Source organism: Pseudomonas sp. C9 (genome assembly GCF_002000165.1).
Lineage (GTDB): Bacteria > Pseudomonadota > Gammaproteobacteria > Pseudomonadales > Pseudomonadaceae > Aquipseudomonas.
This window is the reverse complement of sequence record NZ_MPAK01000001.1, coordinates 381,867-406,397: the sequence shown is the minus strand read 5'-3', so window position 1 is coordinate 406,397 and position 24,531 is coordinate 381,867. Positions and strand designations below refer to the sequence as shown.

27 protein-coding genes are annotated in these 24,531 nt (G+C 59.8%); 14 read left to right on the top strand and 13 right to left on the bottom strand.

Features of this window, described 5'->3' with window-relative positions:
* Positions 1-176 precede the first annotated feature (176 nt).
* Complete coding sequence (locus BMS17_RS01840; protein WP_046027885.1) at positions 177-1,580, top strand: LLM class flavin-dependent oxidoreductase; 1,404 nt, start codon at positions 177-179, stop codon at positions 1,578-1,580.
* Between the two features lie 119 nt (positions 1,581-1,699).
* A complete protein-coding gene (locus BMS17_RS01835) occupies positions 1,700-3,124 on the top strand; it encodes an FAD/NAD(P)-binding protein (protein WP_077430284.1) in 1,425 nt (474 codons plus the stop codon).
* A gap of 224 nt (positions 3,125-3,348) precedes the next feature.
* On the opposite strand, the gene BMS17_RS01830 is transcribed toward BMS17_RS01835, so the two are convergent.
* From BMS17_RS01830 to BMS17_RS01820, 3 genes are all read right to left on the bottom strand, one after another.
* Positions 3,349-3,573, bottom strand: coding sequence for a hypothetical protein (locus BMS17_RS01830; RefSeq protein ID WP_046027583.1), 225 nt, complete (start codon positions 3,571-3,573; stop codon positions 3,349-3,351).
* Positions 3,574-3,680: 107 nt separating this feature from the next.
* The gene (locus BMS17_RS01825; RefSeq protein ID WP_077430283.1) at positions 3,681-4,415 is read right to left on the bottom strand and encodes an ABC transporter substrate-binding protein; all 735 of its coding nucleotides are present in this window, start codon (positions 4,413-4,415) and stop codon (positions 3,681-3,683) included.
* A gap of 146 nt (positions 4,416-4,561) precedes the next feature.
* A complete protein-coding gene (locus BMS17_RS01820; protein ID WP_077430282.1) occupies positions 4,562-5,305 on the bottom strand; it encodes a response regulator in 744 nt (247 codons plus the stop codon).
* A gap of 213 nt (positions 5,306-5,518) precedes the next feature.
* Here BMS17_RS01820 and BMS17_RS01815 point away from each other — a divergent pair, with 213 nt between their 5' ends.
* Both BMS17_RS01815 and BMS17_RS01810 read left to right on the top strand, forming a co-directional pair.
* Positions 5,519-5,779 (top strand): DUF2790 domain-containing protein, encoded by a 261-nt coding sequence (locus BMS17_RS01815; protein ID WP_046027574.1) that lies wholly within the window; start codon positions 5,519-5,521, stop codon positions 5,777-5,779.
* A 54-nt stretch (positions 5,780-5,833) separates the two neighbouring features.
* Positions 5,834-6,892 (top strand): alpha/beta fold hydrolase, encoded by a 1,059-nt coding sequence (locus BMS17_RS01810; RefSeq protein ID WP_077430281.1) that lies wholly within the window; start codon positions 5,834-5,836, stop codon positions 6,890-6,892.
* Between the two features lie 65 nt (positions 6,893-6,957).
* On the opposite strand, the gene ppnN is transcribed toward BMS17_RS01810, so the two are convergent.
* Positions 6,958-8,331: a nucleotide 5'-monophosphate nucleosidase PpnN gene (gene ppnN, locus BMS17_RS01805; protein ID WP_046027571.1), complete on the bottom strand. Its 1,374-nt coding sequence runs from the start codon at positions 8,329-8,331 to the stop codon at positions 6,958-6,960.
* Positions 8,332-8,547: 216 nt separating this feature from the next.
* On the opposite strand from ppnN, the gene BMS17_RS01800 reads away from it, so the two are divergent.
* Both BMS17_RS01800 and BMS17_RS01795 read left to right on the top strand, forming a co-directional pair.
* Positions 8,548-9,078 (top strand): DUF3087 domain-containing protein, encoded by a 531-nt coding sequence (locus BMS17_RS01800; protein ID WP_077430280.1) that lies wholly within the window; start codon positions 8,548-8,550, stop codon positions 9,076-9,078.
* Between the two features lie 114 nt (positions 9,079-9,192).
* The gene (locus tag BMS17_RS01795; RefSeq protein WP_046027568.1) at positions 9,193-10,797 is read left to right on the top strand and encodes a sensor domain-containing diguanylate cyclase; all 1,605 of its coding nucleotides are present in this window, start codon (positions 9,193-9,195) and stop codon (positions 10,795-10,797) included.
* Here the strand turns inward: BMS17_RS01795 and BMS17_RS01790 are convergent.
* The 3 genes from BMS17_RS01790 to BMS17_RS01780 all read right to left on the bottom strand — a co-directional run bounded on the left by BMS17_RS01790 (position 10,773) and on the right by BMS17_RS01780 (position 13,095).
* Positions 10,773-11,690 (bottom strand): LysR family transcriptional regulator, encoded by a 918-nt coding sequence (locus BMS17_RS01790; protein ID WP_046027566.1) that lies wholly within the window; start codon positions 11,688-11,690, stop codon positions 10,773-10,775. The genes BMS17_RS01795 and BMS17_RS01790 overlap by 25 nt on opposite strands.
* Before the next feature lie 23 nt (positions 11,691-11,713).
* A complete protein-coding gene (locus BMS17_RS01785; protein ID WP_046027564.1) occupies positions 11,714-12,088 on the bottom strand; it encodes a DUF2784 domain-containing protein in 375 nt (124 codons plus the stop codon).
* A 74-nt stretch (positions 12,089-12,162) separates the two neighbouring features.
* Entirely contained in the window at positions 12,163-13,095 is a 933-nt protein-coding gene (locus tag BMS17_RS01780) for a sensor domain-containing diguanylate cyclase (protein WP_046027562.1), read from the bottom strand.
* A gap of 186 nt (positions 13,096-13,281) precedes the next feature.
* Here BMS17_RS01780 and BMS17_RS01775 point away from each other — a divergent pair, with 186 nt between their 5' ends.
* Genes BMS17_RS01775 through BMS17_RS30290 form a run of 3 tightly spaced genes read left to right on the top strand, consistent with a single transcriptional unit; the run spans position 13,282 to position 14,506 of the window.
* Positions 13,282-13,983: an AzlC family ABC transporter permease gene (locus tag BMS17_RS01775; RefSeq protein WP_046027560.1), complete on the top strand. Its 702-nt coding sequence runs from the start codon at positions 13,282-13,284 to the stop codon at positions 13,981-13,983.
* Positions 13,983-14,294 (top strand): AzlD domain-containing protein, encoded by a 312-nt coding sequence (locus BMS17_RS01770; RefSeq protein ID WP_175649005.1) that lies wholly within the window; start codon positions 13,983-13,985, stop codon positions 14,292-14,294. Before BMS17_RS01775 ends, BMS17_RS01770 begins: the two co-directional genes overlap by 1 nt.
* Positions 14,295-14,353: 59 nt before the next feature.
* Complete coding sequence (locus BMS17_RS30290; protein ID WP_175648945.1) at positions 14,354-14,506, top strand: hypothetical protein; 153 nt, start codon at positions 14,354-14,356, stop codon at positions 14,504-14,506.
* A 406-nt stretch (positions 14,507-14,912) separates the two neighbouring features.
* Here the strand turns inward: BMS17_RS30290 and BMS17_RS01760 are convergent, their stop codons facing one another.
* From BMS17_RS01760 to BMS17_RS01740, 5 genes are all read right to left on the bottom strand, one after another.
* Positions 14,913-15,185, bottom strand: a complete 273-nt coding sequence (locus BMS17_RS01760) for a hypothetical protein (RefSeq protein WP_046027877.1) — start codon at positions 15,183-15,185, stop codon at positions 14,913-14,915.
* 275 nt (positions 15,186-15,460) lie between these two features.
* Positions 15,461-16,141, bottom strand: coding sequence for an SOS response-associated peptidase (locus BMS17_RS01755; RefSeq protein WP_077430278.1), 681 nt, complete (start codon positions 16,139-16,141; stop codon positions 15,461-15,463).
* A 50-nt stretch (positions 16,142-16,191) separates the two neighbouring features.
* Positions 16,192-16,905 carry an ABC transporter ATP-binding protein gene (locus BMS17_RS01750; RefSeq protein ID WP_077430277.1) on the bottom strand — a complete coding sequence of 238 codons (714 nt, stop codon included), beginning with the start codon at positions 16,903-16,905 and terminating at the stop codon, positions 16,192-16,194.
* Between the two features lie 3 nt (positions 16,906-16,908).
* On the bottom strand, positions 16,909-17,751 hold the full coding sequence (locus tag BMS17_RS01745) for an ABC transporter permease (RefSeq protein ID WP_046027555.1): 843 nt from the start codon (positions 17,749-17,751) through the stop codon (positions 16,909-16,911).
* Between the two features lie 10 nt (positions 17,752-17,761).
* Entirely contained in the window at positions 17,762-18,748 is a 987-nt protein-coding gene (locus BMS17_RS01740) for an aliphatic sulfonate ABC transporter substrate-binding protein (RefSeq protein WP_046027554.1), read from the bottom strand.
* A 287-nt stretch (positions 18,749-19,035) separates the two neighbouring features.
* Here BMS17_RS01740 and BMS17_RS01735 point away from each other — a divergent pair, with 287 nt between their 5' ends.
* Together BMS17_RS01735 and BMS17_RS01730 are read left to right on the top strand one after the other, a co-directional pair.
* The gene (locus tag BMS17_RS01735; protein ID WP_077430276.1) at positions 19,036-19,983 is read left to right on the top strand and encodes an ABC transporter substrate-binding protein; all 948 of its coding nucleotides are present in this window, start codon (positions 19,036-19,038) and stop codon (positions 19,981-19,983) included.
* A gap of 142 nt (positions 19,984-20,125) precedes the next feature.
* A complete protein-coding gene (locus BMS17_RS01730; protein ID WP_046027551.1) occupies positions 20,126-21,025 on the top strand; it encodes a polysaccharide deacetylase family protein in 900 nt (299 codons plus the stop codon).
* Here BMS17_RS01730 and BMS17_RS01725 read toward each other — a convergent pair.
* Positions 21,022-21,912 (bottom strand): LysR family transcriptional regulator, encoded by an 891-nt coding sequence (locus BMS17_RS01725; protein WP_077430275.1) that lies wholly within the window; start codon positions 21,910-21,912, stop codon positions 21,022-21,024. The genes BMS17_RS01730 and BMS17_RS01725 overlap by 4 nt on opposite strands.
* A gap of 127 nt (positions 21,913-22,039) precedes the next feature.
* Here BMS17_RS01725 and BMS17_RS01720 point away from each other — a divergent pair, with 127 nt between their 5' ends.
* From BMS17_RS01720 to catA, 3 genes are read left to right on the top strand one after another with little or no spacing between them, the layout of a single operon-like run.
* Positions 22,040-23,188 (top strand): muconate cycloisomerase family protein, encoded by a 1,149-nt coding sequence (locus BMS17_RS01720; RefSeq protein WP_175648944.1) that lies wholly within the window; start codon positions 22,040-22,042, stop codon positions 23,186-23,188.
* A 9-nt stretch (positions 23,189-23,197) separates the two neighbouring features.
* A complete protein-coding gene (gene catC / locus BMS17_RS01715) occupies positions 23,198-23,488 on the top strand; it encodes a muconolactone Delta-isomerase (protein WP_077430274.1) in 291 nt (96 codons plus the stop codon).
* 51 nt (positions 23,489-23,539) lie between these two features.
* Positions 23,540-24,469, top strand: a complete 930-nt coding sequence (gene catA / locus BMS17_RS01710) for a catechol 1,2-dioxygenase (protein WP_046027548.1) — start codon at positions 23,540-23,542, stop codon at positions 24,467-24,469.
* The last annotated feature ends 62 nt before the right edge of the window (positions 24,470-24,531 follow it).

Sequence of the window (24,531 nt, the reverse complement as noted above, 5' to 3'; positions counted from 1 at the left end):
TCATCAACAGTGGATAGACACTTTGCTCTTTTAAAGCTGATGTTATTTCTTGGAAAGCATCTCAACCTGTTGAAATAACTTGCAATCATGTTCAGGCACGACTTCTGCAAATGCGAACAGAGCATTCACCAGAAACCCGGAGCCGGTCCATGACAACCCCCGCCAAACCCCCAAGCATCCGCCGCGAAATTCGTCTGAACGCGTTTGACATGAACTGCGTCGGCCACCAGTCGCCGGGCTTGTGGGCGCACCCGCGCGATCGTTCGTGGCAGTACAAGGATCTCGAATACTGGACCGATCTGGCGAAGATCCTTGAGCGTGGCAAGTTCGACGGTCTGTTCATTGCCGATGTGCTCGGCATCTACGACGTTTACAACGGCAATGGTGACGCGGCGATCCGCCAGGCCGCGCAGGTGCCGGTCAACGATCCGCTGCAACTGATTCCGCCAATGGCGCTTGTCACCGAGCATCTGGGGTTCGGCCTGACCGCGTCGTTGTCTTTCGAGCACCCGTATCCATTCGCCCGGCGCCTGTCGACGCTCGACCACCTGACCAAGGGCCGGGCCGGCTGGAACATCGTCACCTCGTATCTGGAAAGCGGCGCCAAGAATATTGGCCAGAAAAACCAGACCGAACACGACGCCCGCTACGACTTCGCCGAGGAATACCTGGAGGTTTGCTACAAACTCTGGGAAGGCAGTTGGGAAGAGGGCGCGATTCTGCGCGATCGCGAGCGGCGGGTCTTCAGCGACCCGCGCAAAATTCACGAGATCCGCCACGTTGGCAAACATTTCCAGGTGCCGGGCATTCACCTTTGCGAACCTTCGCCGCAGCGCACACCGGTGCTTTACCAAGCGGGAGCATCGAGTCGTGGCAAACAATTTGCGGCCGAGCATGCTGAATGTGTCTTCGTCGCCGCACCGTCGAAAGTGCTGCTCAAGAAAACCGTGGCAGACATTCGTCGCCGTGCCGCCGAGGCTGGGCGCGATCCGCGCAAGATCCTGATCTTCAACCTGCAAACGGTGATCCTTGGCGAAACCGACGCGAAGGCCAAAGCCAAGTTCGAGGAGTACAAAACCTGGGTCAGCTACGAAGGTGCCATGGCACTGATTTCCGGCTGGACCGGCATCGACTTCAGCCAGTTCAAACCGGATGAACCGCTCAAGCATGTGCACACCAATGCCATTCAATCGGCGGTGGAAGCGTTTTCCACGGCGGACCCGAACAAGGTCTGGACGCCCAATGAACTGGCGGACTGGGTCGGCATTGGCGGGTTCGGGCCATTGTTTGTCGGCAGCCCCGAGACAGTTGCCGATCTTCTGCAAGAGTGGGTGGAGGAGACCGACGTAGACGGTTTCAACCTGGCCTATGCACTGACCCACGAAACCTTCATCGACGCGGTGGAGTTGCTGGTGCCGGAGTTGCAGAAGCGTGGGGTGTACAAGACCGACTATGCGCCGGGGACCTTGCGTGAAAAATTGTTTGGGGAGGGGCCGCGTTTGGCAGACGTTCATCCCGCAGCGGGTTATCGGGATCTGGCGGCGTTGCGGCAGCAGGAGAAGAAGGTGGTATCTGCTTAGACGCCATCGCGAGCAGGCTCACTCCTGCAAAGGAGTGTTGTTTGTGCGCTGGAGGGCAAAACATTAAGGTGGCAGACAGTGGATTTTTATTCAGGGAGTCATTGACCAGTGAGTATGGAATGAGCGAAATCCAAAGCGGACAGGCCAACGACGCCATCCGCCATGCAGACATTCTGATTATCGGCGGCGGCCTCAGTGGCGCGATGCTGGCGGCGCAGTTGTTGCGCTTGCCTGGTCGGCGGTCGGTGCTGGTGATCGAGCCGCGCGCCGAACTGGGGCGGGGTGAAGCCTACAGCGCGGTCGAGTTGGGCCATACGCTGAACGGCAACGCGGCGCGCATGAGCGTCGACCCGGACAACGCCGATGACCTGACGCAATGGCTGACCGAACACATCGCCGCCGGTGGCTGGCCGGAATCGGCCGAGCAACCTGTGCCGATCAGCGAGTTGTTCCCGCCACGCGGCCTGTTCGGCGTGTACGTGCAACAACGCCTGGCCGAGGCGCAAGCCGTCGGGGCGTTGAATGGCTCGACGGTCGAGCATGTGCAGGCCGAGGTGATTGATCTGCAAGCGGGCGACGATTCGGTTCGGCTGACATTGAGTGACGGGCAACGCTTGCAGGGCGCTTATGCGGTGTTGGCGACGGGGATGTTTCCCGCGGCGCGCACACCGCAGACCGAGTCCAGCGGTTTGAACGCCGCGGCGCTGGATCCGTGGGATGTGGCCGCCATGCGCCAGCTCGATCCGCAGTCGACGGTGCTGATCATCGGTTCCGGCCTGACCATGGTCGATGCCGTGGTGTCGCTGGAGCAGGCTGGGCATCGTGGGCCGATCGAGGTGTTTTCGCGTCACGGCTTACTGCCGCACGTACGTCGCCAACCGCCGGCCTGGGTGGATTTCCTGGCCGAGGACCAGAGCATTCGCACACCTCGGCAGTTAGTGCGTGAACTGCGTCGGCATTGTCGGCAGGCCATCGCTGAAGGCATCGACTGGCAAGCACCACTCGACACCGTGCGTGCGCACATTGGCCGGTTGTGGAATCAGGCGACGGACCGGCAGCGTCGGCAATTTGTAAGGCATGTTCGGCCGTGGTGGGAAAGTCATCACCATCGTTCGCCACCGCTGAGTGCTGCCTTGGTGGAGCGTTTGCACAGGGAAGGGCGGTTGCGGATTCAGGCGGCGTCGTTCAAGGGCCTTGAGCCCGCGTCGCAGGGCGGCGTCAGCATCCGCATTCGTCGCCGTGGCGAAGAGGGCACCTGTGTGGTTCAGGGCGCAGCGTTGATCAATTCCAGCGGCATCGAATATGACTGGCGCCGGGTCGCTCGTGCGTTGCCACAACAACTGTTGGCGCGCGGGTTGATCCGACCGGGGCCGTTGGCCTTGGGGATTGCAGCGGCTGCAGACGGTGCCGTGCTGGATGCCGATGGTCAGGTTGCCACTCGCCTGTTCGCCATGGGCCCCCCGTTGCGCGGCATGTGGTGGGAAAGCACGGCGGTCACCGACGTCGCACTACAAGCCAAGGCCCTCGCCGCACGACTGACGTAGCAGCTGCCGAGCCTGCGAGGCTGCGTCCGGCCGCGCAGCGGTCGTAAAATCAGGCGATGCGGTGTTTCAGTCAAACCGAGTGAGTAGGGTTTACGACCGCTTCGCGGCCGGACGCAGCCTCGCGGGCTCGGCAGCTGCTACAGGAGCCGGTGTGTTTCCAGGAAAAACCCCGGGTAGATTGGGTCTGCCCGGGGTTTTTTGTTCAAGCGGCGCAAAGCTGTTGATCAATAACGCTGATATTTCGAACCGAACTCAGGGCGGTTTTCAGCGACGTACAACGTGGTCGGCTGGCTGTCCTTTTTATCGACTTCGACAGTGTTCACATTGAGGGTGGCCGGTTGGCTGACTTTCACTGCCGCGACAACCTGCGAGGTGGCGTGGGGGGCGGCGATAGCGGACGTTGCGCCAAGAACCGAGAGGGCGAAACCAAGACCGATGAGGCTTTTCATGGGGTTGCTCCAGAGCGTGGGAAGAAGATGTCGCCACTGTAGTGCTGGAGCCCGGCGATGAAAAAACACCCTTGGGCATAGTCGTTATCGAGCGCGCTGATCCGTTGTCAGCGAGGCGTGCGGTCGATCAGCCAGCGCTGCTTGATATGTTCCAGGCGTCCGTCGCGCCTCATTTCGTCCAGCGCCAGTTGCCAGCGCTCCACTTGAGCGGCATCGGTCTGCGGTGAAAACGCGATGTACGTACTTTGCTTCATCAGGGGCATCTGGTAGTGCAGCCGACTGGGCGCCAGCCCGACTTCTCGCGCCATCGCCGTGATGGACAGGGTATCGGCCACCACAAATTCTGCACGGCCCAGACTCGCCAGGCGCATCATTTGTTCGGGCGTTTCGACGCCGTACAGGTTGTTCAGGCCTTGCTGTTGCAAGTAGCTGTAGGCCAGCCATTTTCGCGGAACGGCGATTCGGCCCAGGCTGGCGGTCTCGCTCAGGGCGCGGACAGGGGGCAGGGTGCTGTCGGTGGCGTAGAGGGCCGTTTCCACCTCCATCAGCGGGCCGACCCACTGGTACAGGCCTTCGCGCTCGGCGGTGCGAAAGATAGTGAACACCCCGGTGGCGGGCTCGGTCCCGGCATCGCGCAAGGCCCGCAGCAAAGGGACTTGCTGCAAATGCACCGAGTCGCCCGTGCGTTGGGCCAACGCCTGCACCACATCCACACCAAAACCCACCAGTGTGTCGCCTTGCTGAAAGTGCAACGGTGGGTGGTTGTCGGTGAGCAGTTTCAGGTCTGCTGCGACTGCGCCAACACTCAGCAACAGCAGCAAGCAACCGGCAATGCGCTTCATAAATCGTCCCTGATGAAATGAATCGCGCAGCTTAGTACGAGCGGGCGGCACTGTCCCGAGGAATTGCCGGGGCTTTTGTGTCAGATCGTAGGATTTAAAGGCTGTGGGATTTGCGTATGTTTCGGCAGTTTCTATATACAAAACCCCTAGGAAGATTCTGCGCCAAGCAATTCCACCGGGTACGAGAACACGTAGCCTTCGCTGCGCACGGTCTTGATGTAGGTCGGCTCGCGTGAATCATCCAGCAAGCGTTGACGCAAACGGCTCACCAGCAAGTCGATGGAACGCTCGAACAGGTCGGCGTCGCGGCCTTGGGTCAGGTTGAGCAATTGGTCGCGGCTGAGTACCCGCTGCGGGTGATCGAGGAAGACGCGCAGCAAACGGTATTCCGCGCCACTGAGGGCCACCAGCGTGTCGTCTTCGTCCAGCAAGTGGCGGGCTGTGGTATCGAGGCGCCAGCGGCCGAAACCGAGCAGCCGGCCGGTTTCGGTGATCAGCAGGTTCGGCGGCAACATTCGAGTGCGGCGCAATACCGCATTGATCCGCGCCAATAGCTCGCGGGCGGCGAAGGGTTTGGTCAGGTAATCGTCGGCGCCCATTTCCAGGCCGAGGATGCGATCGGTTTCGTCGTTGCGCGCAGTGAGCATCAGGATCGGTGTGGCTTTGTGTTTGCCGGCGCGTAATTCACGGCACAGCACCAGGCCGTCATCGCCGGGCATCATGATGTCCAGCACGATCAGGTCCACCTGATTGGTTTCCAGAAAACTGCGCATCTGCCGGCCATCGGCAACCACTGTAGTGCGCAGGCCGTTTTTCTTCAGGTAATTGCCCACCAGTTCGCGGATCTCCCGATCGTCATCGACGATCAGGATGTGGTTCACATGGTCCATTGCACAAACCTCTTCTTATTAGTTCGCTGCGCGCTACACGGCGCGACGCAGATTTGTATCGCACTGTATCGGGCGCGCTGTTTGACACCTTACGCCTTAATAACGCCGTTTTGACGACACATGGCAGATACCTTGGGGCGGTTGAATGGGCTCCATCGAGACAAGACGACTTGCCTCACCACCACCGCCTATCGCAGCCCTGAGGAAATCACCATGAACTGGAACACACTCGTTGCCGCCAGCTTCTTCGCTGTCCTGAACATCACTGCGTTTTCAGCCCATGCCAATGATCAAACCCAGGCGCAGGTCTCTGCTCACGGCGCGCATCTGGATATCAAGAAAGTGCTGTCCGCCGAAGACTCCGGCAGTGGTTGCGGCATTGTCAATGCTCGCCTGAACTACCTTGATTCCAGCGGCACGCACAAGGTTCTCGATTACAGCAAACTCGCGGACTGCGCCAATCAGGGCGGTTGATCGGCCCACTACGTCGTCCAAAACAATCGTTGAATGACTTATAGGGAAATCACCATGAAGATGAATGTGTCGGGCAATAAAACCGAATCACGAGGCCGCCGCTTGATGGGACCCGCGGTGCTTGCTTTCGCGTTGATGCAGTTCGGTGTTCTCGGTGCGGCCAGCGCCCAAACCAGCACCACGGTCACCGCTAACTCGGTGGAGGCCAGGAAGGACACCTTCGGCGCGCTTAAGCATGTAAAGGCCGGCTTGCTCAATGTGGCTTACGCCGAGGTCGGCCCCGCCGATGGTCCGGTGGTGATTCTCCTGCACGGTTGGCCCTACGACATTCACAGCTATAGCGAAGTGGCGCCATTGCTGGCAGCCAAGGGCTACCGAGTGCTGATCCCGTATGCGCGGGGGTATGGCGACACGCAGTTCCTGTCCGCCAAGACCTTGCGCAATGGCCAGCCTTCCGCGCTGGCGAGCGACGTCATCGACTTCATGGATGCCCTGAACATCAAACAGGCCGTGCTTGGCGGCTACGATTGGGGCGCGCGTTCGGCAGACATCGTGTCGGCGTTGTGGCCGGAGCGGGTCAAGGCGTTGGTCTCGGTCAGTGGCTATCTGATCGGCAATCAGGCAGCGGGCAAGAACCCGTTACCGCCCAAGGCCGAGTTGCAATGGTGGTATCAGTTCTATTTCGCGACCGAGCGCGGCCAGGCCGGCTACGAAAAAAATCGTCACGACTTCGCCAAGTTGATCTGGGAACTGGCCTCCCCGCAATGGAAATTCGACGACGCGACCTACGACCGCAGCGCCGTGGCCCTGGTCAACCCGGACCATGTCGCGATCACGATTTTCAACTATCGCTGGCGGTTGGGCATGGTTCAGGGAGAGCCGCAATACGAAGCACTGGAGCAACGCCTGGCCAAGGCTCCGTCCATCACGGTGCCCACCATTACGATGGAAGGTGACGCCAACGGCGCACCGCACCCGGCAGCCGAGGATTATGCCAAGCGTTTTACCGGCAAGTATGAGTACCGGCTCATCACCGGCGGCATCGGCCACAACCTGCCGCAGGAAGATCCGCAAGCCTTTGCCAAAGCGGTGATTGACGCTGATCACCTGTAGCCACGTTAACCCCTGTAGGAGTGAGCTTGCTCCTACAGGGGTAAATAGTGTTGGTCAGGTCGAGGTTATGCCACGACCTGATAACACGGCACATACGCCGCGCCGCCCGGCAGCTTCATGCGGTGCTGGGCGACGAAGGCTTTGAGCAGTTGATCCAGCGGACGCATGATCGCCGCATCGCCCCGGATCTGGTACGGCCCGTGTTGTTCGATCAGGCGGATGCCTTTGTCCTTGACGTTGCCGGCGACAATGCCGGAGAACGCGCGACGCAGGTTGGCGGCCAGTTCGTGAGCCGGCAGGGTCAGGCTCAGTTTCAGGTTGGCCATGTTTTCGTGGGTCGGGTCGAACGGGCGCTGGAAGCCTTCGTCGATTTTCAGCAGCCAGTTGAAATGGAACGCGTCATTGCGCTCGCGACGGAACTGTTTGACCGCTTTGAGCCCCTGCGTCATCTGCCGTGCGACTTCAGCCGGATCGTCGATGATGATCTCGTAATGTTTCTTCGCCGCGTCACCCAGCGTGGCGCCGACAAACGCGTCCAGTTGTTCCAGATACGGTGCGGCATGTTTCGGCCCGGTGAGGATGACCGGGAAGGGCAGGCCTTCGTTGTCCGGGTGCATCAGGATGCCGAGCAGGTACAGGAACTCTTCGGCCGTGCCTGCACCGCCGGGGAAAATGATGATGCCGTGGCCGACGCGCACGAACGCTTCCAGACGTTTTTCGATGTCCGGCAGGATCACCAGCTCATTGACGATCGGGTTCGGCGCTTCGGCGGCGATGATGCCCGGCTCGGTCAAGCCCAGATAGCGACCGCCGTGGATACGCTGTTTGGCGTGGGCGATGGTCGCGCCTTTCATCGGGCCTTTCATCACGCCGGGGCCGCAACCGGTGCAGATGTCGAGGCTGCGCAGGCCCAGTTCGTGGCCGACTTTCTTGGTGTATTTGTATTCTTCGGTGTTGATCGAGTGGCCGCCCCAGCAGACCACGATCTTCGGTTCGACGCCGGGGCGCAGGGTGCGGGCGTTGCGCAGCAGGTGGAACACGTAGTCGCTGATGCCCTGGGAAGTGCTCAGGTCGATGCGCTGGCTGTCGAGTTCGTTTTCGGTGTAGACGATGTCACGCAGGGCGCTGAAGAGCATTTCGCGGGTGCTGGCAATCATTTCGCCGTCGACGAAGGCGTCGGCCGGGGCATTCAACAGTTCCAGGCGTACGCCGCGGTCCTGCTGGTGGATGCGGATTTCAAAATCCTTGTAGGCTTCGAGGATGGTCTTGGCGTTGTCGACATGGGCGCCGGTATTGAGGATGGCCAGGGCGCACTGGCGGAAAATGTTGTAGGTGCTGCCGGAACCGGCTTCGCTCAGTTGTTGGACTTCGCGTTGGGAGAGGGTTTCCAGGCTACCTTTTGGGCTGACCGAGGCGTTGATTACTTGTCGTTGGGTCATTCAAAGATCCTTAAAACGATGTCATTCACTGAACGGCGGGAATGGCATCTGAATAGTGTGTATCCATGGATGAAGATGGCACGAACCGAGCTGTATCGCCATGTTCCCCGTTTGACGATGAAAAGATGAAAAGGAGCCCCAGCATAGCTAAATCCCGCGCAGAGGCGATAATGCGCCGCAGTCTTTTTGTTCATGCCCCCAAGGAACCCTGTCGCGATGTTCGAAATCCAGCCGAAGAATGCCCAAACCTATCGACAACAGACGCGACGCAGTACGGTGATAATTGCCCTGATTTTCCTGGCGCTGGCGATGGGGCTGTCCACGGCCGCGGTGGCGTTGTTCGGTGAACCCGGTGGCGACAACCTGCGATTTAACGTCGGCGGCGTTTTCGTCGCGGTGCTGCTGATAGTGGCGCTGATGCGCGGCAAACTCTGGAGCCAGCCATGGATGGCCGCGGCGGTCTACGGCTGGCAGCTCAAGCGCAGCCTGATGAGCGTGACCAACATCATGCATCAGGTCACCGCAGCGGTGGCAACCGGTGATCCAGTGGCCATGAAACTGCTGCGTTTCTACCACCTGGGTTTGCACCAGATGCATGAGTTGGACGGCAACTCCAGCGACCACGGCCAGTTGACTCGTGAGATGGATGAGCACAAGGCGCGCATGCAAGCATTGGGCATCGATACCGAACAAACCCGACTGGATCCGGCCTGGCTTGAGGCGGTGAAACAGTCCGGCAAGTCATGACCTCAGGGCGGATTCCCGCCACAAACCCCGTCACGCGGTCAGTAAATCACCTATCGTGTTGTTGCGATGGGCGAACAGGAAAAGTCGCCTTGTCATCACCAGTCAGGGATTGTCATGGGGTACTCGTCCATTAAAGATCCGATTGAAAGCCCCCAGCCCGCCACGCCCGGGGCGCCCGGTCAGCTCGAGTCACGGCTCAAGGTCCGATACGCGGTGGTGCTGCTCGTGGCGGTGTGCCTGTCGATGACGGCGATTGTGATCTGGGAAGCCTGGACCTCGCGCCAGTACCACCTGCATGACAAAGAAGTGGCGATGTCCAACCTGGCGCAGACCCTGGCGTCGCAGGCGCAATCGTCGATCAAACAGGCCGATACGCTGCTCTTTGCCTTGGTAGACCGCCTCGAACACGAAGGCATCGACGCGCAGCAATTACCCAGGTTGCAGCGATTGCTCAGCGCCGAGCGTGATGAGCTGAAGCAACTTCATGGCCTGTTTGTCTATGACGAACACGGGAACTGGATCGCCAATTCCAATGGTGCGGAAGGGACCAATGCCAATAATTCCGACCGTGAATATTTCATCTTCCATCGTGATCATCCTGACCGTGGCCCGCACATCGGTCGCTCGATAAAAAGTCGCTCGAGCGGTGAATGGATCATGACCGTCTCTCGCCGGGTCAATCATGCCGATGGCCGGTTCGCCGGTGTGGCCCTGGCGACGATTTATCTCAGTCATTTCCTGGACCTGTACGACAACATCGACATGGGCAACAACGGGGTCATCAACCTGATTGCCGATGACGCCAGCATCATTGTTCGCCGGCCATTCAATGAGGCCGACATTGGCAGCAGTGTCGCCAAGGGGCCGCTGTTTACCGAGTTGTTACCCAAAAGCGATGCCGGAACCGCGACGGTCAAGTCTTCTGTGGATGGAGTCGAGCGGGTGACGGGGTATCGCCGTGTCGACGGCTATCCACTGATCATCTTCGCCGCGCTGGACAAGAAGGAAGTGCTGGCCGGCTGGCGTGGCGAGACAGCGCTCAGCGCCGGGATCATGTTGTCGCTGCTGGCATTTCTGGGCGCGCTCGGTTACCGCCTCATTCGCTTCATGAAGCAGCAACATCATGTCCAGAGTGTCTTGCTCGATGCGCGGGAGAAGCTCATCGAGGTCAATCGCAGCCTTGAGTTGCTGGCTCTTGAGGACGCATTGACCGGGCTGTCCAACCGGCGTCAGTTCGACGTGTTTATCCTCGCGGAAATGGGCCGTGCCCGGCGCACGCTGACCCCGCTGGCGCTGCAGATGATCGACGTTGATCATTTCAAGAGTTTCAACGACCGCTACGGCCATGTCGCCGGCGATGAGTGTTTGCGCAGGGTCAGCGCGATCATCAAGGACAATATCAAGCGTCCCGGTGACCTTGCGGCTCGTTATGGCGGTGAGGAGTTCACGGTGGTGCTGCCGGGTACTGACTATGTAGGCGCGTTTCTGGTGGCCGAAAAAATACGCCTCGCGGTCCTGAGCGCGGGCATCGAGCACAGCGAAGGCGTCGAGGGCCGGATAACGGTCAGCATTGGTGTGTGTGCCTTCAACCCGGCTTCACAGGATCAGCCCGACGATTTGGTCAGCGCCGCGGACAAGGCGCTGTATGTGGCCAAGGCCAGCGGGCGGAACATGAGCGTGATTGCCGACGGCGTTCAGACAAACCGGTCACTGCCCTGAACGAGCTGGGTGCAAAGGTACGACTGCTTGAGTTTTTCCAGCCACCAGCCCAATGCACGACCGTCATGATCGCCACGCCAGCCGGCATACAGAATGTTTGGCTCGCGCGGGTCAGCCATCAGCTTCTCAATCAGCGTGCCGTTTTTCAGTAGCGAGCCCACCCGATGCCGGGGTAACCAGCCGACGCCCAGTCCATCGCATTGAGCAAGAATTTTGGCACGCATGGTCGGCACGGCCAAAACCGGTTGGCCGCCAGACACTCCGTAGGTGCTGCCTTCGGTGACCCGGGACGAATCGGCCACCACAATCGCCCGATGTTGCGCCACCATCGCCCGTGAAATCGGCTCCTTGGCCTTGGCCAGCGGGTGTTTGGGCGACACCGCGAACACCCACTCCATTTCCCCCAGTTGCATCCAGCGCAAGGTCGGGATTGCCGGTGGTTCGTTAGTGGCGCCAATGATCAAGTCGGCGCGGCCTTCGCGCAGGGCTTCCCAGACACCTTTGAGCACTTCCTGGGTGATGCGCAGCGGCACGCCGGACGCCAGCGCATCGAACTCGTGGATCACTGGAATCAGGGTTTCGAATTCGAGCAGTTCGTCGGTGACAATCCACAGCCGGCTTTCCCAGCCGTTGGCCACTTGCTGGACTCGTTGGGTCAGCCGGGACACGTCCTGCATCAACCGCGCCGCCTCGTTCACCAGTAATTCGCCGGCCGGGGTGAGCTGCAAGCGATAACGACGGCGATCGAAAAGCAGCGCGTCGAAGCGCTCTTCCAGTTGCCGCGCCGCATAGGACACGGTCGATGGTGCCTTGCCCAGGTGAGCGGCGGCCCGCGACAGGCTGCCGGTCTCGCGGATGGCTTGGAGCAATGTCAGGTCTTCAAGCGACAACATGGATTCAATCCTCGGCGTTTGTTTCAGGCGGTCCGGCGAAGTTTCCAGCGCCGGATCAGCCGAAGATAAACCAGCACGTTGATCGCCAGCACCACGCTACCCAGCGCCAGTTGAAGGGTGGGCGTCAGGCCGGCCGGGTAAATGACCGGCCACACGTAGTGTTCGATAAAACCGCCGCCGTAACCGGCTTGCCCGGCCGCCTGGCGCATCAGGTTTTCCCATTGGGTCAGCGGGCAGGTCAGGTGCATGACTTCTACCGTCACGCCCCACGCTGCGGCGGGCAGGTGCGCCCAGATCAACGGCCGCCATTTGAGCACCAGCAAGCCGCCGAACAGGACGAACAGAATGAACAGCAAATGAAGCAGCACCAGCCCATCGGCAGCGATCCGGTACAGCATGTCGACTCCCTGACCCGTTATGCGAATGGCTCCATGGTACTCGGGCGCTGGCGGCTGCTCTATGGGGAGTGTGCTCAGCGAAAATCAGCGAATTCGGCGCGCATCCTGCCGTTGTGTTTGGCTCGATAGAGCAACTTGTCGACCTGCTCGATGAACGCCAGTGCGTTCGCCTCCAGCGGGGCGACGGTGGTGCCGACACCCAGGCTCACGGTCAACAGTGGCGCCACCGGGGAATATTCATGGGCAATGTGCTGCTGACGAATCAGGTGCAGGCATTTGCGCGCCACCAGCCTTGCCGATTCAGCATCGGTTTCCGGGAGTAGCCAGACAAATTCTTCACCGCCGATCCGGGCGATGAAATCACGCGGTCGATTGGCGGCCTGGGACAACGTCTGGGCGACCTGGCGCAAGCATTCATCACCCTTGATGTGGCCGTAGTGGTCGTTGAATTGCTTGAAGTAGTCGATGTCCAGGATCAGCAACGAAAGCGGCAGGCCGGTGAGCTGGGCATGGCCCCATTCGCGCGCCATCACCGTATCGAACATGCGTCGGTTGGCGATGCCGGTGAGGCCGTCCTGGAAGGAATACTCTTCGAGTTGCTTTTGCAGTCGGCTCAAGTGCTCCTCGGTTTTCTTGCGTTCGCTGATGTCGAACATGAAGCCCACCAGTGCCTCGACTTCTCCGTCCTTGCGCACCACGTGCACCACGTCGCGTATCCACACGTAGTCGCCGCTTTGCGTCAGCGCCCGATAATCCGCCTCATGATCGACCCCGGCCCGTGATTGCGAGACACAGAACTCCACCACGTAATCGCGATCATCCGGGTGCATGCGCTCGACCCAATCATTGACCGTCACCCAACTGTCCTGCTTCCAACCCAGCAGCGCCTCGATCTGCGGGCCGATATAGCTGAACGTCATGGTGTTCCAGTCGATTCGCCAGGGGATCGCATTGGTCGACTCAAGCAGGGTTTTATAGACGGCACTGGCGGGTTCGAGTGAGCTCATGAAGGGCCTGGTCTCTGGGGAATATGCAGCGCCATCATGTTGCCACTATCGAGGCGAAGCAAGCGCCAAGCCGATGAATGGAACACCTTCGCTGCACACGCTCACTGCGCAAATGCGCAAGATTGTTCAAGCCTTCGGGCGCGGCGGCTGGCACAGTCTCAGGTCTTTCACCGGTTGTAGGGCGTTATGTCGAATTTACTCATGCCACGCAGTGCGTTTCTTCGTGGTGCCGCGGCGATCATGCCGCTGTCCCTGGCCACCGCGCCTTGGGGGTTGCTGGCCGGGTCCATGGCCATCGAGGCCAATCTCACGCCGCTGCAAGGCCAGGGCTTGTCGAGCATTGTGTTTGCCGGTGCCGCGCAACTGGTCGCCATCGGCATGCTCAAGGGTGGCGCCGGGATCTTTTCGATATTGCTGACCACCTTATTGCTGACTTCTCAACATTTGCTGTACGGCATGAGCATGCGTTCGGTGATTTCCCCGTTGCCGGGGCGTTGGCGGGTAGGGCTGGGCTTTTTACTGACTGACGAACTGTTCGCCTTGACCAGTCAGCACGACAAGCAGCAATTCAATCGCTGGTACGCGTTGGGGGTAGGGCTGACGTTTTACATCGCCTGGAACCTGTTCACGCTTGCGGGCATCGTGCTGGGCAGCAGCATTCCGGGGCTGGAGCATTTGGGCCTCGACTTCTCCATCGCCGCCACCTTCATCGCCTTGATCACGCCGGTGGTGCGCAATGTGCCAACCGTGGTGTGTGTCGCGGTGTCGCTGTTCTGTTCGGTGTTGTTCAGCTACTGGCAATGGGGCTCGGCGCTGGTGCTGTCGGGATTGGCAGGCATGACCGCCGGTTTTATCTGCAACAAACTCTACGTGGGACGCACAGCATGATCGTTTGGGCGGTAATTTTCGGAATGGGCGTGCTGGTGTTTCTCAACCGCTACGTGTTTCTTGAACCCCGGCTGCCGGTGCGGTTGAGCAGCAATGCCCGGCAGTTCCTCGGTTTTGCAGTGCCGGGCATGTTGACCGCGATCTGCGGGCCCATCGTGTTCATGCCTGACAAACAGCTGAACCTGCAATGGGACAACCCGTACCTGATCAGTTCGCTGGTGGCGGTGGGGTTGGTGCTTTACACCCGTAATACCTTGCTCAGCATGCTCCTGAGCATGGGGTTTTTCTTTTTGCTGCGCTGGTGGCTCTGAATCGAACGTCCGAATTTGTTCTACGCTTAATGAATCCCTTCACAGGAAGAGAGGTGCGCATGGCTAACGATCAAAAAAGTCCGGATTTTGAAGACGAAGATGAACCCTCGGAGGAAGAGATCAAGCGTCAGGAACGTTCGCGGCAGGACTGGAAACATGATGACAGCCGGGAGCTGTCGGACCGCGATGAAGAGCGTCCGCTTAAGCCCTGACTGACCCCTCCAAGACCGCTAACCTTGTAGCAGCTGGCGAAGCCTGCGTCCGGCTGCGTAGCAGTCGTAAAATCTGACGCCGCGGTGTTTCAGAAAATCCGTGCATTCAGGTTTGACGACTGCTACGCAGCCGGACGCAGGCTACGCCAGCTGCTACGGATTGTGCCTGGATGAATCAAACCGCCTCGTTCCAGCGTATGTGCGTGATGCCCAGTTGCCGAGCCATCAAGCGAGCCGTTTCAAGGGTGGCGTGTGCCGCGATCTTTCGTTCGGACTGTGGACAGGCATGGGCAGAGGCCGAATGAATCGCGTCCACGAAAGAAGGAGGCCCGTAGGCCTTTACTACTGAGAGTGCAACGCTGTGCGGTTCGTTCAGCTCTTCTGCTGAGCGGGACCGGGCATCATTTCAAAGGTCTTCCAGACACGGAAAATCCGGGTGGGAAGCCCGATAGCCCAAGGTCTTGTCGATCCATGCATTCAGCTCGTTGAGCATAACCGGCGGTTGGCCGGCGTAGTTCGAGAGGGTTGAACGCAGTATGTCGTCGATATTGGGGGTAGAGCGCAGGTTTCGGGTCTGTATGTATTGCCCGATAAAGCAGTCAAGTTGATAGCGTTCCGTCATCGACAGGTACACACACTCCAGGCCGCTGACTTGATTGATTACAAGATCGTCGCGCAACTTAGTTCTCTGCAAGGCTTGTTGATATTTAAGGATTTCCTTCTTTGTTGACTGCTTGGTCAACAGGGCGGTGCCACGGGAAACGCGGCGCGCATCCTAGCTTTAGTGTTTCTAAATGTATGTATGGCGAATGGATTGTCAGACAAGCGGTAATTGGGACAATAAGGCATACAACGGGAAGTGTTTCTAATGTGAAACAGTCTGTGTAACGTTTATGCCGGGCATAGGTTTAGTTAAAACTTGCCTATATAGACAAAACAGCCTGGGTGGTCAGTTTAAATAAGCTTATTAATCAATGAACAACCTTGATTCCTGACATTCCCGACAGCTTTGTCGACCCTGTACCACTCAAACGTTTCGCTAGGTTCACCCTGTAAAAGCACCATCTGCTCGGCACGTTCCCTGGGTGTGGCCGGATCGAGCCATTCCCGTGCCAGCTCTGGGGACAACACCACCGGTCGCCGGTCATGTATGTCGAGCATGCCGCCCGCGCTGTCCGCCGTGATGATGACAAAACCGTCGTCGCTGCGCGGCTTGTTGCCAGCGCCGGGAAACTGACCAATGGCCGCGCAGCAAATCGGCGCGCAATCGCGTCGGCGAATCAACCATGGCAATCGCGTCGAATCCCCGGCATCGACCCATTCGAACCAGTTGTCGATCGGCACAATCGCCCGGTGTGGCCAGATTGCGCGGAAGAACGGCCCGTGAGCGACTTTCTCAACCCGCGCGTTGATTGGCGCCGCGCGATCTTTTGCCCAGTGCGGACGCCATCCCCAGCGCACCGGATCGGCGTGCAATCCGTCAGGCTCAAGGTGCAGCAGGGCGAGTTGGGTGGTGGGCGCCGCGTTATAGCGCGCCAAGGGTTCGTCCCCGACGTGATTGATCATCGCGTCGGGAATACTCAGCACGGCGACAAAATCATGAATGCCACGGTATTGCGACAGTCGTCCACACATCGGCTGACCCTGCGGTTGGAAAGCTCTGGCGGGAATGCTCAGCTTAGCCTTCAGATCACATGGGCACGCTGCAGTTCGGTCAATGACACCGCCTTCAAACCCGCCAGCAGCGAATCGCGCCGATCCCGTGGATGAGGCAGTTCCACGGCCAGTTCCTGCCGGACGCTGCTGGGGCGATTGTCCATTATCAGTACCCGGTCGCTGAGATAGAGCGCTTCATCGACATCGTGGGTCACCAGCAACAGGGCAATGGCGTGACGCTCGGCGAGTTGCAGCAACAGATCCTGCAGCTTCATGCGCGTAAAGGCGTCCACCGCGCTGAAGGGTTCGTCCAACAGTAAAACCTGCGGTCGCGAATACAACCCCCGCGCTATCGCGACTCGCTGAGCCATGCCCCCGGACAGGGCTTTGGGCAGTGCCTGGGCGAAACCGCCAAGGCCGACTTCTTCGATCAGTTGCGCGACCCAGGCTTTGTCGTAATGGGAATCGGCGCTGAAACCGATGTTTTGCTCGACCGTCAGCCAGGGCATCAGCCGGGGTTCCTGGAAGACGAAGGCCACTTCCCCGGCGCTGTGACGCACTTCGCCCTGGAAGTCCTTTTCCAGCCCGGCGGCGATGCGCAGCAAAGTGCTTTTGCCGCAACCGCTGGGGCCAAGCAGGCTGACGGTTTCCCAGGGCCGCAATTGCAGGTGAATGTTTTTAAGGACGGTGGTGGTTGCGAAGGTTTTACGCTCGATTCGAATGTCCAGCAGGTGTCGGGTCATGGCTCAGTCCTCGGCGCTTTGGCCATTAAAAGTGTCGCGCCAGGCCAGGAAACGTTTCTCCAGGCTGGCGAGGAGGCCGTCACTGAGCTTACCCAGCAGCGCCAACACGATGATGGCGGCCAGTACGATGTCCGGGCGCGATGTCTCACGACCATCACTGAGCAGATAGCCCAGGCCTTTGGTGGCCGCGATCAATTCGGCCGCCACCAGAAACATCCACGCCAGGCTCATGCCGCTGCGCAACCCGGTGAACAGACCGGGCAGGGCGGCGGGCAGGAGAATTCGCCGGACCAGCCGACGGCGACTGAAGCCATACATTTGCCCCACTTCCACCAGTTTGCGATCAATGTCGCGGATGGCCGCGACGCCGTTCAGGTACACCGGAAAGAATGCGCCGATCGCGATCAGGACGATTTTCGAGGTCTCGTCGATGCCTAGCCAGAGCAACAACAGCGGCACCCAGGCCAGACTCGGAATCGAGCGCAAACCTGCAAACGTCGGCTCCAGATACGCCTCGGCTTCACGGCTCAACCCCACCCATGCGGCGAACCCCAACGCCAGGCTGGCGCCGATAGCGAAACCGAGTAGCACCCGCAGCAGACTGGCGCTGATGTGCTTCCACAGTGCACCGTCGGCCAAGTCTGCGAGGGTCAATGCGACCTCGCTCGGGGCCGGCATTTGGTATGACGGCAACCAGCCGATACGCACGACGAATTCCAGAAACAGAACGATCAGCACCGGCAACGCCAGACCCTTGAGGCGCAGGCGCCAGGCGTTGTTCAGGGACACACTGGCGCGGCGCGATGGGAGCCGTTCGAGTGGCAGGTGTTTGCTTTTGCTGGTCATGAGCCCCCCGTTACTGACGGGCCACGGTTTCTTTGAAACCGGTATCGATCAGTTGATCGATGACCTGATCGACGTTCACCCCACGGCGAACCAATTCTTCGGACACGAGTATCGGTGCCGCGGCTTTAGAGGCGATCACATCCCTGGCGGTCAATTGCGGGCTGCTCAGGTCGGTGCGCGACAGTTGCAGCTTGGCCACTTCCAGTGGCAGGCCGGATTCGCTGGCCAGTAACTTCGCCAGTTCGTCAGGGTTTTTTACCGCCCAGACGCGGGCTTGTTCATAGGCATCCAGCACGGTATCGATGGTGTGCGGATGCTCCTTGGCATAGGTGTCCGTCACGCTGACCACGCCATAACTGTTGAATTGCGTATTGCGATACAGCAGGCGCGAACCGGCCTGAACTTCGCTGGCGGCCATGTGCGGATCAAGCCCGGCCCAAGCGTCGACGTCACCTTTCTCCAATGCGATGCGACCGTCCGGGTGCTGCAAATGCACCAGTTCGACATCGTCCTTGCTCAAGCCCGCCTGTTGCAGGCTGCGCAAGGTGAACAGGTAGGGGTCGGTGCCTTTGGTGGCAGCGATTTTCTTGCCTTTGAGATCGGCCACGGTTTTGTACGGCGAATCCTTGCGCACCACCAAGGCTGTCCACTCGGCCCGGCTGTAGACGTAAACCGACTTGATCGGGCTGCCATTGGCGCGGCTGAGCACGGCGGCCAGGCTGGCGGATGAAGCGAAATCGACGCCGCCGCTGTTGAGGTATTCCAGCGAACGGTTACTGCCCTGGCTCAGGACCCAACTGACCTTGGTCTGTGGCAGGGCCTTTTCGAGGAAACCGAAGTGCTTGAGCACCAGACTCACCGGCGAGTAATAGGCGTAATCCAGGTGTACTTCGGCCGGTGGCGTTTCGGCTGCCTGGGCCAGCGGTTGCAGGCTCAGGGCCAGTGCGCAAGCCCCCAGCAGAGACTTGAAGGCGGGAAAGCGGAAGGTCGGTTTCATGGGCTGCTCCGGGCAAGGCTTGTTATATCCAAAAATTTATTATGTAGAGTCGCTTCCTGCGTAAAAGGAATATTGCAGGCTCTGTGCCATGTTCCGGGGCTACTGGTTTCTCGAGGGATTTCGCTCATCAACGGTGTGAAGGATGTCGCTGGGCAGACAGTCTGTTGGGGTGCTGTTGCAGGGCCGACACTGTTTGTTTCTGGTCATTAACTTATGCCTAAATCGAATTTATAAAGGCTCTTGTAATAGCGGTAGGGTCTATAAGAAATAGCACTCTGGAGCCTTTGATGAACCTGTCCCGATTCGTACGTAGTCTATTGACCAGCGCACTGCTTGCCGCCCCGATCACCTATGCCGCCGACCCGGTGGTCCTGCATATCGGCGCTCAGAATTACTACAACGTGCGTGCCTCGGTTGAGGCCTCGGGTGCATTGGAGGGCGCGCCCTACACCGTCGACTGGAAGCACTTCCAGGCGGCTGCGCCATTGGCCGAAGCGCTGAACACCGGCGCGCTGGACGTGGGGTTTCTCGGTGATTCCGGCTTTCTGTTCCTGGCGGCCAAACAGGCGCCGGTGAAACTGATCGGTGTGTCGCGGCAGAACCCGGACACCATTGCCTTGCTCGTGCCCAAGGATTCACCGGTCCATAGCATCGCGGATCTCAAGGGCAAGAAAGTCGCTTACTGGCCCGGCGCCTGGAGTCAGCAGTTGACCCTGCGCGCACTGGAGAAAGCCGACCTGCCGGAAGACTACGTCGACTTCATCAAATTGATGCCGATTGACGCCGCCGCGGCGTTGCCTCAAGGCAGCATCGACGCGTTCCCGGTATGGGAACCGTACATTTCCCAACAGATTCTGTTCTCCGGCGCGCGACCGATTCTGACCGCTAAAAACCTGATGCCCGGCTTGAGCGCCATCGCCGCGTCGACACCGGCCATCGACAGTAAGCACGCCGCCATCGCCGACTTCCTGGTGCGCCTGAAAAAAGCCCGGGCCTGGGTCGACAGCCATACCGACGAGTACGCCGATCTGTGGGCGAAAAAGGCCAATCTGGATCAGGACGTGTCTCGCCATTGGTTGCGTCAGGCCCACATGACCGTCGGCCCGGTGGATCAACAAGCGGCGGCGGATTTGCAGAGCACGGCGGACTTCCTGTTCAAGGTCAAGGCGCTGCCGACGGAACTGGCGACCGCCCCGATCATCGACCACTCGTTCCAGCAGGCATTGGTGCAATAAGCGAAGAGGGGGCTGCGGAACCAAACACTGTGTACCCTGATCCAACCTCGGCCCGCACCATTGGCGGGCCGGCGAAGGAAGAACGGGCGAAGGACTTTGCCGTTTGAAGTGTTGACCGTCACGGTCTGACCCAAGGCAAAACATGAAACAACTGTTCAACGCATTGTGTGCACTCGCCATTGCCATCGGGCTGGCGGGCTGCATCGCTGCCCCCATCGAGCTGACCCCGCAGACGGAACAACGTCTACAGGCGCAGGCACCGATTCGTTTTCTGCTGACCTACGATGACGGCCCCAGCGCGTCGAGTTTCTGGAACCCTACCGCGACGGTCCTCGACAGCCTGAAGGACAATCCTCTGCAGCCCGATATCAAAGCGGTGTTTTTCGTGCAGACCGGTGCGCCGAGGGCCGGCGACAGTGACATCGGGCGGGCGCTGATGCATCGCGAGCATGAAGAGGGGCACGTGCTGGGTTTTCACACCGCTACTCATTGGCACACCAATCACCGTTCGCTGACCCCGCAAGAACTGGAGCAGTCGCTGAGCAAAGGCAGTGCTGACATCGCCGCCATCACCGGCGCGCCACCGACGTTGGTGCGTCCGCCGTTCTGGAATTACGACAAACGCGTCTTCGCGGCCTATCAGCAGCACGGCATGCACGTGTTGCTGACCGATTTGAGCGCCAATGACGGCAAAATCTGGGGATTCAACGCCAGCCCCCGACGCCGCTCGCACATGCTGCGTTCGATGTCCGAAGTGCGCGAGCGCATCGTGTTGGGCCAGTTGCCGACCGTGGACGGGGTGATTCCGGTGGTGGTGACCTTCCACGACCTCAATCGCTACACCGCCCGGCACGCGCGCGAATACCTGCAAATCCTGATCGACAGCGCCAGGGCCACCGGCGTGCCACTGGCGCAGAAGCCGTTTTATGACGATCACGACACCTTGCTGCGCGCGGCCATGGCGCGCACCGTCAAAGACAGTTCGCAGCCAGTAGAACTGCCGGGTTTCTGGAACTGGTTCTGGGACAAAAACTCCCATTAAAACCTGGCCTGCGGTTGCAGCTCCTCGATCACCTTCAAACAGTGACTCAACCCCGGTGAAACATCGCCCACCCGCCGACTGAGGATTATCGGCGACGTGGCGTTGTCTTCCAGCAATGGGGTAAAGCCAATGTCGTCGCGGTGCAGCAACTGCACCGAGGCGGGCACCAGCGTGACGCCGATCCCGGCCCCCACCAGTCCGATTGCCGTTTGCAGTTCGTTGGTCCATTGCGCCACGTGAATGCTCACGCCATAAGATTCGAACAGCGCAATCACATGGTCGGCATAGCTGGGGCGCGGGTTGCCGGGGTACAGCACAAAGGGCTCCTTCGCCAGTTCGCGAAGGCTGATCGGCCCGGCCAGCAGGGGATGGCCGGCGGGCAGGGCGGCGACCAGCCGGTCTTGGGTGAGCACGGTTTGAATGATCGCCGGGTCGTCGATGTGAATACGGCCGAAGCCGATATCGATACGCCCGGCCTTGAGCGCCTGCACCTGTTGCAACGTGGTCATTTCCGACAGCCCCAATTCAAGCTCCAGAGGCTCGCCGCTGCGTAAACGGCGGATCAGTTCCGGCAGCACTCCGTAAAGGGTCGAAGGCGCGAAGCCGATGCCCAGCCAGGTCTTTTCCCCCAGGCCGATCCGTCGCGTGTTGTCGCAGACCTTGTTCAGTTGCTCAAGCAGGGCGGTGGAGTGCTCATGGAAAAACCGCCCGGCCTCCGTCAACTTCAGTGGCCGGCCACGCTCCAGCAACAACACCCCGAGTTCGTCTTCCAGTTGCTGGATCTGCCGGCTCAGGGGCGGCTGGGCGATGTGCAGCAGTTCGGCGGCGCGGGTGAAATTGAGGGTTTGAGCCAATACCTGAAAATAGCGCAGGTGACGCAGTTCCATGGGGCCTCCAGACGTCAGTCGTTTGCATACCTTAAAGGTATCAAGTCAGACCAATTCTATATTGGCATCGGCAAAAAAGCCGTACGAGAATCGGTTCCAGAACTTTAAGAACCTGATGGGTATCGACATGCGTGCAACAGCCATTGAATCGATCGAGACGATCATCGTCGATCTGCCGACCATCCGCCCGCACAAGCTGGCGATGCACACGATGCAGAATCAGACCCTGGTGATCATTCGCGTGCGCTGCGCCGATGGCATCGAAGGGATCGGTGAGTCCACCACCATCGGTGGCCTGGCCTATGGCAACGAAAGCCCGGACAGCATCAAGACCAACATCGACAAACACTTCGCGCCCCTGCTGATCGGCCAGGACAGCGGCAATGTGAATGCCGCCATGTTGCGTCTGGAGCGCAGCATCCGCGGCAATACCTTTGCCAAATCCGGGATCGAAACCGCCTTGCTCGATGCACTGGGCAAACGCCTCGGCCTGCCGGTCAGCGAACTGCTGGGCGGGCGGGTGCGTGATGCCTTGCCGGTGGCCTGGACCCTGGCCAGCGGCGACACCGAAAAAGACATCGCCGAAGCGGAAAAAATGCTCGACTTGCGCCGCCATCGAATTTTCAAACTGAAAATCGGTGCCGGTGAAGTCAACCGCGACCTGGCGCACGTCATCGCGATCAAAAAAGCCCTGGGTGATCGCGCCAGCGTGCGGGTCGATGTCAATCAGGCCTGGGACGAAGCGGTCGCATTGCGCGCTTGCCGGATCCTCGGCACCAACGGCATCGACCTGATCGAACAGCCGATCTCGCGCAACAACCGTGCTGGCATGGCGCGCCTGAATGCGATGAGCCCGGCGCCGATCATGGCGGACGAATCCATTGAATGCGTGGAAGACGCTTTCAACCTGGCGCGCGAAGGCGCGGCCTCGGTGTTTGCCTTGAAGATCGCCAAGAACGGCGGCCCCCGTGCCGTGCTGCGTACCGCCGCGATCGCCGAAGCAGCGGGCATCGCCCTGTATGGCGGTACCATGCTGGAAGGCGGCATCGGTACGCTGGCCTCGGCCCATGCCTTTGTCACGCTGAATAAACTGGCCTGGGACACTGAACTGTTCGGCCCGTTGCTGCTGACCGAAGACATTCTCAGCGAGCCGTTGGTGTATCGCGATTTCGAACTGCATGTGCCGCAAACACCAGGTCTGGGCCTGAGCCTGGACGAAGAACGCCTGGCGTTTTTCCGTCGCGACAAAACATCCACTTCCGTTCATCAAGCCTGAGGAGAGATCATGCTATTCCACGTAAAAATGACCGTGAATCTACCGGTCGACATGAACCCCGAAGCAGCCGCCAAACTCAAGGCTGACGAAAAAGCCCTGGCCCAGCGCCTGCAAGAGCAGGGCAAGTGGCGTCACCTGTGGCGCATCGCCGGGCACTACGCCAACTACAGCGTTTTCGATGTCGACAGCGTCCAGGAATTGCACGACCTGCTGATGCAACTGCCGCTGTTTCCCTACATGGCGATCGAGATCGACGCAATGTGCCGGCACCCGTCTTCCATCCGCGAGGATGACCGCTGAACCCAGCCTGTTCAGTTCGCTACGCTAATAATTACAAGATGAGGAACCACCATGAACGTCAAGATTTCCCACACTGCCAACGCCCAGAAGTTTCTTGAAGACGCCAGCGGCCTGCTCAACGACGCCGGCAACCCGCGCGTCAAAGCCCTGATTTACCGCATCCTGCGTGACTCGGTGAACATCATCGAAGACCTGGCGGTGACTCCGGAAGAATTCTGGAAAGCCGTCAACTACCTCAACGTGCTGGGCGCGCGTCAGGAAGCAGGGCTGTTGGTGGCCGGGTTGGGCCTGGAGCATTACCTCGATCTGCTGATGGATGCCGAGGATGAGCAAGCCGGCAAGTCCGGCGGCACGCCACGGACCATCGAAGGTCCGCTGTACGTGGCCGGCGCGCCGCTGTCCGAAGGCGAAGCGCGACTCGATGATGGTCTCGATCCAGGTGTCACGCTGTTCATGCAAGGGCGCGTGTTCAATACCGCTGGCGAGCCATTGGCCGGTGCCGTGGTCGACGTTTGGCACGCCAATACCGGCGGCACTTACTCGTATTTTGATACCGCGCAATCGGAGTTCAACCTGCGCCGCCGGATCGTTACCGATACCGAAGGTCGCTATCGTTTGCGCAGCATTGTGCCGTCGGGTTACGGCTGCCCGCCGGACGGTCCGACCCAGCAACTGCTCGATCAACTGGGCCGTCACGGCCAGCGTCCAGCACACGTGCACTTCTTCATCTCGGCACCGGATCACCGCCACCTGACCACCCAGATCAACCTCGATGGCGATCAATACCTGCACGACGATTTCGCCTACGCCACCCGTGACGAGCTGATCGCCCACATCACGTTCAGCGACGACCAGCAACGCGCCGCAGCGCATGGCGTCAGCGGGCGGTTTGCTGAAATCGAGTTCGATTTCACGCTGCAGTCGACCGCCCAGCCCGAAGAGCAACAACGTCACGAACGGGTTCGCGCACTGGAAGATTGATAGCGCGGTACTCCTACCCTGTGGGAGCCGAGCTTGCTCGCGATAGCGGTTTAACATTCAAC

Bases quoted from the DNA above. Each gene is read 5' to 3' on its own strand.
- BMS17_RS01785 (WP_046027564.1), bottom strand. From the start codon at position 12,088: ATGCTGTACCGGATCGCTGCCGATGGGCTGGTGCTGCTTCATTTGCTG.
- BMS17_RS01800 (WP_077430280.1), top strand. From the start codon at position 8,548: ATGTTCGAAATCCAGCCGAAGAATGCCCAAACCTATCGACAACAGACG.
- catA (WP_046027548.1), top strand. From the start codon at position 23,540: ATGAACGTCAAGATTTCCCACACTGCCAACGCCCAGAAGTTTCTTGAA.
- BMS17_RS01735 (WP_077430276.1), top strand. From the start codon at position 19,036: ATGAACCTGTCCCGATTCGTACGTAGTCTATTGACCAGCGCACTGCTT.
- BMS17_RS01755 (WP_077430278.1), bottom strand. From the start codon at position 16,141: ATGTGTGGACGACTGTCGCAATACCGTGGCATTCATGATTTTGTCGCC.
- BMS17_RS01740 (WP_046027554.1), bottom strand. From the start codon at position 18,748: ATGAAACCGACCTTCCGCTTTCCCGCCTTCAAGTCTCTGCTGGGGGCT.
- BMS17_RS01815 (WP_046027574.1), top strand. From the start codon at position 5,519: ATGAACTGGAACACACTCGTTGCCGCCAGCTTCTTCGCTGTCCTGAAC.
- BMS17_RS01835 (WP_077430284.1), top strand. From the start codon at position 1,700: ATGAGCGAAATCCAAAGCGGACAGGCCAACGACGCCATCCGCCATGCA.
- BMS17_RS01730 (WP_046027551.1), top strand. From the start codon at position 20,126: ATGAAACAACTGTTCAACGCATTGTGTGCACTCGCCATTGCCATCGGG.
- BMS17_RS30290 (WP_175648945.1), top strand. From the start codon at position 14,354: ATGGCTAACGATCAAAAAAGTCCGGATTTTGAAGACGAAGATGAACCC.
- catC (WP_077430274.1), top strand. From the start codon at position 23,198: ATGCTATTCCACGTAAAAATGACCGTGAATCTACCGGTCGACATGAAC.
- BMS17_RS01830 (WP_046027583.1), bottom strand. From the start codon at position 3,573: ATGAAAAGCCTCATCGGTCTTGGTTTCGCCCTCTCGGTTCTTGGCGCA.
- BMS17_RS01795 (WP_046027568.1), top strand. From the start codon at position 9,193: ATGGGGTACTCGTCCATTAAAGATCCGATTGAAAGCCCCCAGCCCGCC.
- BMS17_RS01810 (WP_077430281.1), top strand. From the start codon at position 5,834: ATGAAGATGAATGTGTCGGGCAATAAAACCGAATCACGAGGCCGCCGC.
- BMS17_RS01725 (WP_077430275.1), bottom strand. From the start codon at position 21,912: ATGGAACTGCGTCACCTGCGCTATTTTCAGGTATTGGCTCAAACCCTC.
- BMS17_RS01750 (WP_077430277.1), bottom strand. From the start codon at position 16,905: ATGACCCGACACCTGCTGGACATTCGAATCGAGCGTAAAACCTTCGCA.
- BMS17_RS01825 (WP_077430283.1), bottom strand. From the start codon at position 4,415: ATGAAGCGCATTGCCGGTTGCTTGCTGCTGTTGCTGAGTGTTGGCGCA.
- ppnN (WP_046027571.1), bottom strand. From the start codon at position 8,331: ATGACCCAACGACAAGTAATCAACGCCTCGGTCAGCCCAAAAGGTAGC.
- BMS17_RS01745 (WP_046027555.1), bottom strand. From the start codon at position 17,751: ATGACCAGCAAAAGCAAACACCTGCCACTCGAACGGCTCCCATCGCGC.
- BMS17_RS01820 (WP_077430282.1), bottom strand. From the start codon at position 5,305: ATGGACCATGTGAACCACATCCTGATCGTCGATGACGATCGGGAGATC.
- BMS17_RS01790 (WP_046027566.1), bottom strand. From the start codon at position 11,690: ATGTTGTCGCTTGAAGACCTGACATTGCTCCAAGCCATCCGCGAGACC.
- BMS17_RS01720 (WP_175648944.1), top strand. From the start codon at position 22,040: ATGCGTGCAACAGCCATTGAATCGATCGAGACGATCATCGTCGATCTG.
- BMS17_RS01780 (WP_046027562.1), bottom strand. From the start codon at position 13,095: ATGAGCTCACTCGAACCCGCCAGTGCCGTCTATAAAACCCTGCTTGAG.
- BMS17_RS01775 (WP_046027560.1), top strand. From the start codon at position 13,282: ATGTCGAATTTACTCATGCCACGCAGTGCGTTTCTTCGTGGTGCCGCG.